The sequence below is a fragment of the Desulfolithobacter dissulfuricans genome (assembly GCF_025998535.1).
GTDB lineage: Bacteria > Desulfobacterota > Desulfobulbia > Desulfobulbales > Desulfobulbaceae > Desulfolithobacter > Desulfolithobacter dissulfuricans.
On sequence record NZ_AP024233.1, the window covers coordinates 2,336,597 to 2,349,610 of the forward strand.

The window sequence follows — 13,014 nt, forward strand, 5'->3', positions numbered from 1 at the left end:
AAGGGATCCTGTCGCGGAATACGATTAAATCGCAAAGATAATACCTGCAGTGGTGGCGATCTTGAATAGGATATCCGAGATATTTCCTATGAGCTGCATGTACGGCAGTCGGTCCAGATTCTCCGGAACCACGACGGTATCGCCGGGCATGGGCTTGTAGTTCCAGAAGCTGTTGAAGAAACTGCCTTGGGAAGAGGCCAATACTTCGCCATTGGCCTTGACCACGTACACGGCCTTCCTATCCGCTGTTTTGGTCGGCCCGCCAGCCCTGTCCAGGTAGTCCTTCAGGGATAAATTTTCACGGTAGAGAAACGAGTTGGCATTATACACGCTGCCAACCACAGAGACGAAGTTCGGCTTCTGGGGCACATGGAGGCTGTCACCCTCGTGGAGCTCGAAGTCGAAATCCGTACCTTTGATCGAGGCCAGGGGCCCCAGGGTAATGCTCATCCTGCCGGTGGCCCTGACCTGCCGCAGGCGACCGATGAGCCCCTTCAGGGCCTGCTGCTGACCTGCGATCAGAGCGGCATCCTTGTCGGTGGCCAGTGTCTGGGCCTTGTCGGAAAGAACGGACTGGACCCGCAGCTCCAGGTCGTCGATCATCTTGTTTATGCTCTTCTGCTGGATCAACTTCGCCTTGGCCGAGACAAAATAGGCACCATAGAAATAGGCCTTGTCGGTGAAGCCCCCGGCCCGCTCGATCAGGTCGGAAAGGCGCTCTCCATCACGGATGCGGTAGGTGCCGGGAAACTTTACCTCGCCGGTAATGGAGACACTCTTGAAACTGGCCGCGTCCTTCACATGGCGAACATAGATATAATCATAGGGCTGGAGCGGAAAATCACCATTGGTGTCCGCCGAAAGCGTCTTGTTGATGGTGGTCACCTCGCCGTTACGGATCTCCTGCCGGCTGAGATCGATGCGGCCGGTGTCGGCCTCGAACCGGAAACCTCCGGCCATCCCCAGCAGGTCGCCCAGGGTGAGGCCCGGTGTGTAGGTATACTCGCCGGGGCGCCAGACACTACCCATCAACTGGACCGGCTCCTTGATATTATATTCCTTGCGGGAGAGTATCTCTAAACGATCATAGGGCGCCAGTTCGGCATCATAGTCATGCTGAAAAACCCTGGCCAGCGGAAAACGCTCCACCCGGTAGCGGGTGGTCTGCGGGTCATAGCGGTGGAGCAGGCCAAACTCGATGATCGAGTCCGGCTTGAGCAGGGAGGGATCTGTCAGTATATCAGACAGCTTCAGCCCTGGCCGATACTTAAAGATATCCGGCGCCCAGACATTGCCCTCCAACCGGACGACTTCCGGCCAGGTGGCACCCAGGTACTGCAGCTCAAGGAGATCACCATTCTGTATGGATACCTTTGCCAGGTCTGCAGAGCCACTGCGCTGGTCGATATCCTTGATGACAAATTCCTGGTTGTCGACAAACCGCCGCAGGAGGAGTTTCCGGGTGAAGGTCTGGGGAAGTGCCCCGCCGGCCAGTTCCAGCAGATCGGCAGCAGTTTTTTCGCTGGTGAGTTCATAAATCGCCGGCTGGAGCACGGCCCCGGCCACTGCGGCGGTTGGCCCGATCCGGGGGACAAAGAGCACATCCCCATCCTGGAGCGGCAGATCCTGCTCGCGGGAACCGTACAGGAGAAGGGTGTACAGATCCACCACCTGGACCAGGGTACCATCGCGAAACAGCTTGATGGTCCGCAGGGAACCGCTCTTCTTCACCCCGCCCCCACTGATCAGGCCACCGATCACCGTGGAAAAGGGTGGCACCAGGTGCAGGCCGGGCCGCGAGACCTCGCCGATCACGTAAATTTCCACACTGCGCAGCTCGGCCAGGGAAACACTGAGATTGATACCCTGGATATACTTTTCCGCCTCGCTGCGAAAAACATCTTCCAGCTTGCCAAAAGGCGTGCCGGCCACCGGAATGATTCCGATCTGCGGCACATCGATGGTCCCGTCCCGGCGGACGGTGCCGGTATAGGCAGCATCCTGGCCATTGCCCCAGATGCGGATGCGGAGCTTGTCACCCGGGCCGATGATGTAGCTATCCCCGGGGACCGCCAGCTTGGAAGTGTAATTGGTCGAGGTCTGGAACAGGTTGTAGCCATACTGCGTAAGCGACCGGGCCAGGGGCGAGTTGTACTGCTGCCGGTAGAGCTGTTCGATGGAGGAAAACGCGGCCGGACGTAGCGTATCCACCTTCTGCTCGGCAGTGGCTCCCTCGCCTTCTGCCCCCTCACCTTCAGCAGCCGACACCTCGCCGGATCCTGCCTCACCCTGGGCCCTGGCAGCGGAAAGCAAGGCTGGCGCGTTGGGCACATTTTGCATGTACTGCCGGATCTGTTGCGGAGAAATATTCGTTCCCGCCGGGATCCCGGCGGGCAATGGTACCTCCCCGGCCAGGACGGAACCTGCGCCCAAAAAGACTGCGAGCAGAAAAGAAGTCAGGAACACAAAAAAATTAGCCAAAATTCGTCTACCATCCATATCAAGTACAGACAACGGTTACCCTGCCCGTCCCCTTCGGCACGCAGAAGTGCCAACGGGCTCCGGGCTGAATGATTTCGGTTCTACCACGGGGAAATTGTAGTCAGTTCCATAAAAAAAAGCTGCTGAAAAGCAGCTTTTTCAAAGGATCGTTCCAGGAAAAATTCCTGGAATGAATCCAGAACATTACAAAGTCAACTCAATGACTGTGGGCGTGGGCTGTCGGGGCATTGTCGTTACCGGACGCAGCGGCGACCACACCCGCCACGGCAGCAGCGGCCACAGCGGCAGCGACAACGGTCGTGGTGGTGATACCAGCTGCTGCAGCACCGGCTGCAGTGGCGGTGGCGGCAGTTGCCGTGGTGGCGGCAGTACCACCGGCTGCACCTGCGCCGGCTGCACCGGCCGAACCAGCCGCACCGGTCCCGGAACCGCCCGCTGCACCTGCTGCAGTACCGCCTTCAGCCGCGGCATGGGTGGGGGCAACAGGTGTAAAGGCAAAAAGAAACGCTCCAGCAACGAGTATGGCAAGTATTTTCTTCAATTCAACGCTCCTCTTTCTTTTCAGAAACAATATGACTGCACTGATACAATTAACTTTACAAAAAAAATATCAGGTAAATTGTCAAAAGTCAATGTTTTCCATCACAAGGGACGAGTACCGGACTCTTGCCTGTAACTGTTGGGAGACAATGATTTTGTCTCGGGAACCCAACCGGACACACGGAAAAAAAATTTTACTACTGCAACTCCACCTGCCCTTGTCCGGGGTCCTCCCCCTCTCCATCCGTGCTCGTACACGGGATAGTTTCCCCCGATATACTTCCTCCCCGGAGTTACCATTGGCTTTGTGCTACGGAGCTGGAGAGCACCCGATACACCCAACCCCCCTCGTTCCTCCGCTCCGCGGTGAACGATTCCATAATCCACGGTCACCGCTCCTGCGGTGCCCTGACGTACCCGGAAGGAAAGGATCCACGAACCTCCTGCTATGGCAATATATCACTAGGGGTCTGACAGGTAATAAGGTTATTCACAGCCGAGAAATGCTTGTCATAAGTGAATACCGCGTAACCATGTTGCAAAGCTGTGGCGGCAATCCAGAGGTCATTTGTCGGAATTGGCAGTCCATCTCCCCTTAATTGACTGAAAATCCTGGCATAATACTCTGTAGTTTCATCATCCACAAATAACAGCGATACGCGTGGTGAGCTCAAAAATTCATTCAGTTCCAGCCGGTTTCGAGATTCTTTCCGCCCGACTACAAAACCAGCAATTAATTCACCAAGAACCACAACACTCATACCAATTTTTTCAGCCAGGCGAATGATCTCGACAGCATCATCAACTCCATTTTTAAAGGCTGCATAACCATTGGTATCAAGAAGAATTTTTTTCATTTCCAGAGTCCTTCATCTATCACTTCAAAGTCTCTGATAGCGGCAAGGAATTCCTCTTTTTCCCTGTCGGTCCACGTACCTGCCAAATGATCGAGATCGTGATATTTATTCCTTCTATCACCCCCAATCCCCAGGCCTTTATGGATGCAGTCAAGTATAAGGGCATTTATACTGATCCCGGAACGTTCCGCTCTTTCTTTAAGAGCCCTGTGTACCTTTTCATCTATTCCCCGCAAACTGAAACCAGGCATAATATCCTCCTCTTGAAATAAATGATATCACAGTAATGATATCACATCGCAACACCATTGACAATACCGCGTCCAGAGGTCGCAAGCAGGCAACGGTTGCAAGGCAACAGGGCAGGCACAGCAGGACCAGGTCTACATCCGTGAACGTCCACGAGCACGTTCACGGGATGGTTACTCCGATATACTTCCTCCCCAGAATACCATTGTTTTTGTGCTACGCAGCTGGAAAACGCCCGGTACACCCAAAACCCCTCGTTCCTCCGCTCCGCGGTGAACGTTCCATCACCATGGTCACCGCTCCTGCGGTGCCCACTCCAACCTGGGAGGCGGCAGGATGGCTCCGGGGTTGCATCTCACCCGGGTGATTCGCCCTTGACCTGGTTTTGGCGTCACCCCGCAGGAGCGGGGCCAGGGCTTTTCGCGTTTCACTTGGTCTCCTGGTCATTTGCGTGACACCGCAGGAGCGGATGTCACGAGGTCTTGGGGCAAGAACGAACCCGGGGGAAGACGAGCGGCTGGTTCGGGTATCCGGTCTCCATCCATCCGTGAACATCCACGTGCGGAACTGGTAGAGCACAGCGGAACGGCGTTTGTAGCTATTTTTCTTGACTTATGTCGATATGTAACAATATTTTTTGTGCTATAATCGTTTTTCCGGAGGACGCCATGGTTGAAAACGATCAGAATAGATCAACTTACAGACTCGCAGGGTATGCGGCACTTATCGAGCGATACGATCTCGATGTTATTCCGAATTGGCACAGGTCCCTGGTGACTACCAGCGGAATCCGCCGGATCGACTCAAGCGAGGGTATAGTCAGGGAGATTTATCCACCCAGGTACTGGCCGGGGGACACACTGGGCGATCATCTTGAATTTGCACTCAAATATGACGGTACTAATCTCGCGATACTCGCCAGCCTGTTTCGGGAAGTTGCAGAGGAAGATTTTCTCGAATATGTCCGCTCCAAACCAACCGGAAAATATGCCAGGCGACTGTGGTATCTGTACGAGTTTCTAACCGGTAAAAGGCTCCCGCTGGATGACGCGAAGCGGGGTAACTATATTGATCTTCTCGAACCGGATGAATATTACACGGTCACCCCGGCCCGCCAGGTTCGTCGTCAGCGAATCAACGATAATTTACTGGGTGATCGACGATTTTGCCCAATGGTTCGCCGCACAGATACCCTTCGTGACTTCGAAACAGCCGATCTTCCCAAGCGATGCCGCAGGGTCGTGTCCAGCTATTCCCCGGAATTGCTGAGGAGGGCTCTGGGCTACCTGTACACCAGGGAGACAAAGTCGTCTTTTGAGATCGAACATATCAAGCCTACATCGACCCGGACCGAGCGATTTGTAGCACTGCTTCAACTGGCTGAGCAGGAAGACTTCTGTGAAAAACCGCGCTTGATCGAGCTTCAGAATCGCATTGTCGATCCACGGTTTCGTGATTCCGACTACCGGACGAACCAGAATTATGTCGGAGAGGCAATCGCCAGGGAGAAGGAAAGGGTACACTTCGCAGGCCCAAGGCCTGAGGATCTGGCCGACCTGATGGAGGGCCTGGTAGCCGCCCACAAGCGCATGGACGTGAGCGAGGTGTCCGCCGTGATTCACGCTGCCGTTATCGCCTATGGGTTCGTTTTCCTGCACCCATTCGAAGACGGCAATGGTCGAATCCACCGTTTCCTGATTCACAACATCCTTGCCCGCCGAGGCTTTACGCCGGGAAGCGTCATGTTTCCCATATCGGCATCTATGCTGAAGAATCCTGCCAACTATGACGCCTCTCTGGAAGCATTCTCACGGCATCTTATGGCCCTGGTGGAATACTCGCTTGATGAAGAAGGCCGGATGACCGTTCATAACGATACTGCCAGGTGGTATCGCTATATAAATATGACGCCCCAGGTGGAGGCACTCTTCGGATTCATAGATCAGACCATTGACATGGAGCTCGCCCGCGAACTCAAATTCCTGGCAAACTACGAAGAGACCAAGAGAGCCATCCAGGAGATCGTGGATATGCCCGACCGGAAGATCGACCTCTTCATTCGCTTCTGCCTGCAAAACAATGGCAGACTCTCGGCACGTAAACGCGCGAGTCACTTCGATTTCCTGCTGGATGAAGAAATCGTCCGTATGGAACAGGCTGTGCTGTCCGCCTACGGAAGTAGTGTCTTGGACGATGATTGATTGCCGGCTTCTTACCGCTGAACGAGACAGTGGTATACTGGAAAAAGCCTGAACACGTCGATATCCCGTTTTGAAACATACATCCCGGCCCCCCCTCTACGTCCACGTCCACGTGCTCGTACACGTACACGTGAACGTGAACGTGAACGAGAGAGAATAAAGGTATTCGTGTACGTGTACGTTAACGAGCACGAGAATAAAGGCTGGCGTCACCCCGCAGGAGCGGGGCCAGGTCTTTTCGCGTTCCACTTGCCTCCCCGATCATTTGCGTGACACCGCAGGAGCGGATGTCACGAGGTTTTTTTGGGTTGCCCATCGTCCTGAGAACGGTAGTCTGATCCAGTTCTACATTATACCGCCTGCATCGATACTGTTGTGTCGTTACCCGTAGGGGCAGGCCCCTGTGCCTGCCCGCCGCAGGGTGGAGCTACGGAGGCGAAGAAGTACCGGATCCGCCCAAAACCCCTCGTTCCTCCGCTCCGCGGTGAACGATTCCATCACCACGGTCACCGCTCCTGCGGTGCCCACTCCAACCTGGAAGGCGAAAGGATGGCTCCGGGGTTACATCTCATCCGGGTAGTTCGCCCTTGACCAGGTTTTGGCGTCACCCCGCAGGAGCGGGGCCAGGACTTTTCGCGTTCCACTTGGTCTCCTGGTCAATTGCGTGACACCGCAGGAGCGGATGTCACGAGGTTTTTTTTGGGTTGCCCATCGTCCTGGGGATGGTAGCTCTTGCCCCGGGGTCCCCCTCTCCATCCGTGAACGTCCACGTGCTCGTGCTCGTACACGTGAACGAAAATGAGAACAAAGGTATTCGTGTACGTGTACGTTAACGGGCACGGGCACGGGAATAAAGGCCGGCGTCACCCCCGCAGAAGCGGCTGTCACAAGTGCAGAAAGAACCGGCTGCTTGACAAAACCACCACATAAGCAATAAAATGGAGCTACCAACTCCAAAAAGGAAGCAAAAATGGCGATAAGAAATCGTTTTTTTCAAGATCCAAAGCAGAGCTTTTTCCTCTTCGGGCCACGGGGCACTGGAAAATCAACCTGGCTGCACCAGCATTTCCCCTCTGCGCATTTTATAGATCTCCTGGCACCGGACATTTTTCGATCCTTCCTTGCCAGGCCGGAACGGCTGCAGGAAGTCATTGAAGGGACAGGTGCTGAAACTATCATTATTGATGAGGTGCAGAAGGTCCCGGAACTGCTGGATGTTGTGCACCTGCTCATGGAAAGGAAACATGGTCTGCGATTTGTGCTCACCGGATCGAGTGCAAGAAAACTGAAACGAACCGGCGTTGATCTGCTGGCAGGACGAGCCATTGTCAAAACCATGCACCCCTTTATGGCGGCAGAAACAGCAGATTCCTTTACCCTGGAATCAGCTCTGCAGACCGGGATGGTACCGCTCGTGACGGAATCAATCAATCCCCGGGAAACCCTGAACTCCTATGTTGCAATATACCTCAGGGAAGAAGTTCAGGCCGAGGGTCTTGTGCGCAATATCGGGGCGTTCAGCCGCTTTCTCGAGGCGGCCAGCTTTTCCCATGGCTCTGTCCTGAACATTGCCGCCATCGCTCGGGAATGCCAGGTGCAACGCAAGACCGTAGAGGGATATCTGCAAATCCTGGAAGACCTCCTGCTCTCTTTCCGGGTGCCGATTTTTGCACGGCGATCCAAGCGGATCCTGGTCGCTCACCCGAAATGGTATTATTTCGATGCCGGCGTGTTCCGCTCCCTGCGCCCCTCGGGTCCCATTGACAGCCCGCAGGAGATAGACGGAGCAGCTCTTGAGGGACTTGTAGCCCAGCATCTCCGGGCATGGTCAGCCTACCGTGGTACCGGGGAGCTGTTTTACTGGCGGACCAAATCCGGGGTCGAGGTGGATTTTGTTCTGTATGGAGAAAAAGAATTTTACGCCATTGAAGTGAAAAACAGCACCCGGGTACAGGGAAAAATGCTCAGAGGACTGCGCAGTTTCTGCGAAGATTACCCGGAAGCAACCCCGGTGCTGCTCTATCGGGGCAGGGAACGATTAAGGATACATAATATCGCCTGTGTTCCATGCCAGAATTTTTTAACCGCCCTCTCCCCCAGGCAGACCATCGCTTACGCCATAAAAGCGTAACAGGCCGCTGAAAAACGAGGGGCGTCTTTTAATGAGTGTCCTCCCGAATGTTGACCCCGTGTTGACAATCGATATACGTTTTCGTATATTGATTGTATGTACACATTGTCGCAGGAGGTGGAATATGGCACATACGGAAACACGCAAGGCGCCGATCAATATCAGGGCGCTGGACGCACAGCGGAACCTGATTGACAGAGCCGCTGCCATACTGAACAAAAACCGATCAGAATTCATGCTGGAGGCAGCTTGCCGTGAAGCAGAGAATGTCTTGCTTGATCAACGGCTTTTCCTCTTGACGGAGAAAGATTTCAAGGCATTTGAAGTGGCGTTGAGTAACCCTGTCGCCGAAAACGGGGTAATGATGGACCTGTTAGCGAGTAAATCCCCATGGGAGAAATAACCGCGCCGGAACCAATTACCTCGGCGCATATCCTGGCTGATTTCGATTGCGGTGTATCTTCGCTCAATGACTGGCTGAAAAGGCAAGCTCTAAAAAATGAAGTGTCCGGGGCTTCCCGGACTTTTGTTGCCTGTAAGGATCTGCAGGTTATCGGTTTTTACGCATTGGCTGCCGGTAGTGTCATTCGGCGGCAGGCGCCTGGAAAAAGCAAACGTAAAATGCCGGAACCAATTCCTGTCATGGTTCTGGGAAGACTGGCAGTGGATTTTCGCTGGCAGAAAAACGGCATTGGCAGGGGGCTGCTGAAAGATGCCGTTTTGCGAACCATCCAGGCGGCAAAATATGCGGGGATGAGGGCGCTGGTTGTTCATGCGCTGTCTGAAGAATCGAGAAAATTTTATCTCCGGCACGGTTTCCTGGAGTCGCCTTTAAACCAGTTCACACTGATGCTGCCATCGGGCGGCGTGAAAATTTAATCCGAGCCGGAATGAAGGCTGAGTTGAAATTACCTCGGCTGGAGTTGAAGGCCGGGCACGAGCAGGGGAATGGAGGTCGGCGTCACCCCGCAGGAGCGGGGCCAGGGCTTTTCGCGTTCCAGTTGGCTCCCCGATCATTTGCGTGACACCGCAGGAGCGGATGTCACGAGTTTTTTTGGGTTGCCCATCGTTCTGAAAAAGGTAGCTGTTGTGCCGGATTCCCCCCTCTCCATCCGTACACGTTCACGGGATAGTTCCCGCGATATACTTCCCCTCCCCGGAGTTACCATTGTTTTAGTACTACGGAGCTGGAAAGAGCCCGGAACACGCCAAAACTTCTCGTTAGCGCATAAAATAATACTCGCAAAGCGCATCATGGCAGCGTAGAATATAGCACCATATAAGATCCATAAAATCAGTATGAGGTGAAAAGATGCCTATTAGCATTACCGAAGACATCAGGTCAATAACTGATCTGAAGCGAAATACGAATTCCGTTCTGAATCAAATTCGAAAAACAAAGCGCCCCGTTATTTTAACTGTTAATGGAAAGGCCGAGGCAGTATTGGTTGACGCCAAAGAATATGAAAAAATATCAAATGCATTTAATCTGTTAAAGCTCCTCGCACCCGCAGAAGAAGATGTCAGGGAAGGAAGGTTTTCCGAAGCTAAAGAATTTTTCCAGGAGTTCAAACGTGGCAAAGAAATATAAAGTCAATATTACATTCAATGCCAAAACAGACCTGGAGCACATCTTCTTCTACATTGCCGAAGACAGCATTAATAATGCAAAAAAATTCATTCTCGAATTAGAAGAAAAAATATACCGTCTTGACACTATGCCAGAAAGATTTGCGTTGATCCCAGAAAACATCTTTTTTGGCACAGATTATCGGCAAATCACACACAATAAATATCGCGTTATATACAAGATAAGCGGCAATTCAGTTTTTATCATGAGAGTGATTCATGGTGCGAAATTATTGGATCTATAAATGATCTCACCCTGGTGGTTCGCCCTTGACCTGGTTTTGGCGTCACCCCGCAGGAGCGGGGCCAGGTCTTTTCGCGTTCCACTTGGCTCCCCGATCATTTGCGTGACACCGCAGGAGCGGATGTCACGAGTTTTTTTGGGTTGCCCATCGTCCTGAAAAAGGTAGCTGTTGTGCCGGATTCCCCCTCTCCATCCGTACACGTCCACGTGCTCGTGCTCGTACACGTGAACGAAAATGAGAACAAAGGTATTCGTGTACGTTAACGTTAACGAGCACGAGCACGTTCACGGGATAGTTCCCGCGATATACTTCCTCCCCGGGATACCATTGGCTTTGTGCTACAGAGCTGGTAAGCGCCCGGTACACCCAAAACCCCCTCGTTCCTCCGCTCCGCGGTGAACGATTCCATCACCACGGTCACCGCTCCTGCGATGCCCACTCTAACCTGGGAGATGACAAGATGGCTCCGGGGTTGCATCTCACCCGGGTAGTTCGCCCTTGACCAGGTTTTGGCGTCACCCCGCAGGAGCGGGGCCAGGGCTTTTCGCGTTCCACTTGGCTCCCCGATCATTTGCGTGACACCGCAGGAGCGGATGTCACGAAGTTTTTTTTTGAGTTGGTCATCGCCCTGAGGAAGTGGGGCTGTTGTGCCGGATTCCCCCTCTACGTCCGTACACGTCCACGTGCTCGTGCTCGTACACGTGAACGAGAGAGAATTAAGGTATTCGTGTACGTTAACGTTAACGAGCACGAGCACGGGAATGGAGGCCAGCATCACCCCCGCAGGAGCGGCTGTCACGAGAGGATTGCCCGCCGTGACCACCGTTTCGGTACTCGGGGACAATATTTTGCAGATACTCTTTCAGCTTACCCACATCCCTTGAAACAGCCGCCTGCCGTAACCGGGCAAACTCCTCCGTCAACCACTCCCAGTCCACCTGGCGGCTCCTGGCAAGCAGCAGCTTGGGGTGCTCGGTGGTCCTCAGGTCTTCGCTCTCGTGGAAAATCTCCTCGTACAGCTTTTCCCCGGGCCGCAAGCCGGTATAGACAATCTCGATATCCTCGCCCGGTACCAGGCCGGAAAGGGTAATCATCTGCTCCGCCAGGCGCCTGATCAACACCGGCTCTCCCATGTCGAGAACAAAGATCTCCCCTCCCTCGCCCATGGCCCCGGCCTGCAGGATCAGGCTGACCGATTCCGGGATGGTCATGAAATAGCGGGTAATCTCGGGATGGGTCACGGTAACCGGACCTCCTTCCTCGATCTGTCTCTGGAAGAGCGGCACCACCGAACCGGCAGAACCCAGGACATTGCCAAAGCGGGTGGTGATGAATTTCACCGAAGAACGCTGATTCAGGTTCTGACAATAAAGCTCGGCGATGCGCTTGGTCACCCCCATGACATTTGCCGGGTTCACGGCCTTGTCGGTGGACACCAGGACAAACCGGTCCGCCTGGAAGCGGTCAGCGGCATCGGCGACGCACCGGGTGCCGAACACGTTGTTGCATACGCCCTCGGCCGGATTCCACTCCACCATGGGAACATGCTTGTAGGCGGCAGCATGGAAGACCACTTCGGGCCTCCAGGTGGCGAAAACCCAGTTGACCCGTTCCGGATTCTTCACATCGCCAAGAACGGTCTCGAGCTGCAGATACGGATATTCTTTGCGCAACTCATGATCGATGGAATAAAGATTGAACTCGCCGTTATCAAAAATAATCAGCCGGCCAGGCTCAAGGGCGGCAATCTGGCGACAGAGCTCGGAGCCGATGGACCCTCCCCCGCCGGTCACCAGCACGGTCTTCCCGGACAGGTATCCGGCAATGGCATCCAGGTCGAGCTGCACGGTTTCCCGGCCCAGCAGGTCATCGACGGTTACCGGCCGCAGACGGCCCGCCTCCACCTCCATCCCCTTCATCTCAAGCACTGATGGCAAGGTCTGACAGGCGACATCTGCCTCGCGACAGAGGTGGACCAGGTGACTCAGGACCTTTTTATCGGCCGAGGGAATCGCCAGGATGACCAGCTCGATACCCATGTCCCGCACAATCGACGGAATTTCATCTGTTCCACCGACAACCCGCACCCCGTGAATTTCCCTTCTTTTCAAGCCTGGATCATCGTCAAGAAAAGCAAGGGGCTCATACTCCGGCCGGTGCAGCAGATCCCGGACCAGCAGTTCTCCGGCCCTACCTGCACCGACAATAAGCGTCCGTTTACCGACCTTCTTATGGAGAGTCAACCGATGATCTTTCAGCCAGCGGTACAACAACCTGGAGCCGCATAATCCCGCGGTGAGCAGGATAGGATAGAGAATGAAAACAGAACGGGGAATACCCTGGAAACGGGTAAGCAACCCGCTGGACACGGCAATAACCAGCGTTCCCAGGCCGACAGCTTTAAGAATCCGGACAATATCCGGAATGGAGGCAAAACGCCACAGGCCCAGGTACAGGCCAAATATCCAGAAAATTATTCCCTGAACAGGAATAGCCAGAAGGAGAAGCTTATACAGTGTCTGCAGGTGAACAGGCGGGATGCTGTCAAAGTTAAACCGCAGCAGGTACGCCATAATAAGCGCAAGCGGAACCCACAGCATATCATGCACAAACGCGGCCCAGCGGTTGAACACATATCGTTGCATTCTTTTTTTCATTAC

The 13,014-nt window shown here is 54.1% G+C and carries 11 protein-coding genes; 6 read left to right on the plus strand and 5 right to left on the minus strand.

Translation table 11 applies throughout. The features are described from left to right. Nucleotides 1-24: 24 nt before the first annotated feature. The 4 genes from GF1_RS10350 to GF1_RS10365 all read right to left on the minus strand — a co-directional run bounded on the left by GF1_RS10350 (nucleotide 25) and on the right by GF1_RS10365 (nucleotide 4,150). Nucleotides 25-2,340 carry an SLBB domain-containing protein gene (locus tag GF1_RS10350; protein WP_267926476.1) on the minus strand — a complete coding sequence of 772 codons (2,316 nt, stop codon included), beginning with the start codon at nucleotides 2,338-2,340 and terminating at the stop codon, nucleotides 25-27. A 358-nt stretch (nucleotides 2,341-2,698) separates the two neighbouring features. After that, complete coding sequence (locus GF1_RS10355) at nucleotides 2,699-3,043, minus strand: hypothetical protein (RefSeq protein ID WP_267926477.1); 345 nt, start codon at nucleotides 3,041-3,043, stop codon at nucleotides 2,699-2,701. A 445-nt stretch (nucleotides 3,044-3,488) separates the two neighbouring features. Then, on the minus strand, nucleotides 3,489-3,899 hold the full coding sequence (locus GF1_RS10360) for a type II toxin-antitoxin system VapC family toxin (RefSeq protein ID WP_267926479.1): 411 nt from the start codon (nucleotides 3,897-3,899) through the stop codon (nucleotides 3,489-3,491). Then, on the minus strand, nucleotides 3,896-4,150 hold the full coding sequence (locus tag GF1_RS10365; protein ID WP_267926480.1) for a FitA-like ribbon-helix-helix domain-containing protein: 255 nt from the start codon (nucleotides 4,148-4,150) through the stop codon (nucleotides 3,896-3,898). The genes GF1_RS10360 and GF1_RS10365 overlap by 4 nt, the downstream gene beginning before the upstream one ends. Nucleotides 4,151-4,816: 666 nt before the next feature. Between GF1_RS10365 and GF1_RS10370 the strand changes: the two genes are divergently transcribed. The 6 genes from GF1_RS10370 (at nucleotide 4,817) to GF1_RS10395 (ending at nucleotide 10,354) form a co-directional block, all read left to right on the plus strand. Then, the gene (locus GF1_RS10370; RefSeq protein ID WP_267926481.1) at nucleotides 4,817-6,349 is read left to right on the plus strand and encodes a Fic family protein; all 1,533 of its coding nucleotides are present in this window, start codon (nucleotides 4,817-4,819) and stop codon (nucleotides 6,347-6,349) included. Nucleotides 6,350-7,319: 970 nt separating this feature from the next. Next, nucleotides 7,320-8,480 (plus strand): ATP-binding protein, encoded by a 1,161-nt coding sequence (locus GF1_RS10375; protein ID WP_267926482.1) that lies wholly within the window; start codon nucleotides 7,320-7,322, stop codon nucleotides 8,478-8,480. A gap of 124 nt (nucleotides 8,481-8,604) precedes the next feature. Then, complete coding sequence (locus tag GF1_RS10380; RefSeq protein ID WP_267926483.1) at nucleotides 8,605-8,883, plus strand: type II toxin-antitoxin system TacA family antitoxin; 279 nt, start codon at nucleotides 8,605-8,607, stop codon at nucleotides 8,881-8,883. After that, a complete protein-coding gene (locus tag GF1_RS10385; RefSeq protein ID WP_267926484.1) occupies nucleotides 8,871-9,359 on the plus strand; it encodes a GNAT family N-acetyltransferase in 489 nt (162 codons plus the stop codon). The genes GF1_RS10380 and GF1_RS10385 overlap by 13 nt, the downstream gene beginning before the upstream one ends. Nucleotides 9,360-9,792: 433 nt before the next feature. Further along, nucleotides 9,793-10,071: a type II toxin-antitoxin system Phd/YefM family antitoxin gene (locus tag GF1_RS10390; protein WP_267926485.1), complete on the plus strand. Its 279-nt coding sequence runs from the start codon at nucleotides 9,793-9,795 to the stop codon at nucleotides 10,069-10,071. Beyond that, nucleotides 10,055-10,354, plus strand: coding sequence for a type II toxin-antitoxin system RelE/ParE family toxin (locus GF1_RS10395; protein ID WP_267926486.1), 300 nt, complete (start codon nucleotides 10,055-10,057; stop codon nucleotides 10,352-10,354). The genes GF1_RS10390 and GF1_RS10395 overlap by 17 nt, the downstream gene beginning before the upstream one ends. A gap of 740 nt (nucleotides 10,355-11,094) precedes the next feature. Here GF1_RS10395 and GF1_RS10400 read toward each other — a convergent pair. Next, entirely contained in the window at nucleotides 11,095-12,999 is a 1,905-nt protein-coding gene (locus GF1_RS10400) for a polysaccharide biosynthesis protein (protein WP_267926487.1), read from the minus strand. Nucleotides 13,000-13,014 lie beyond the last annotated feature (15 nt).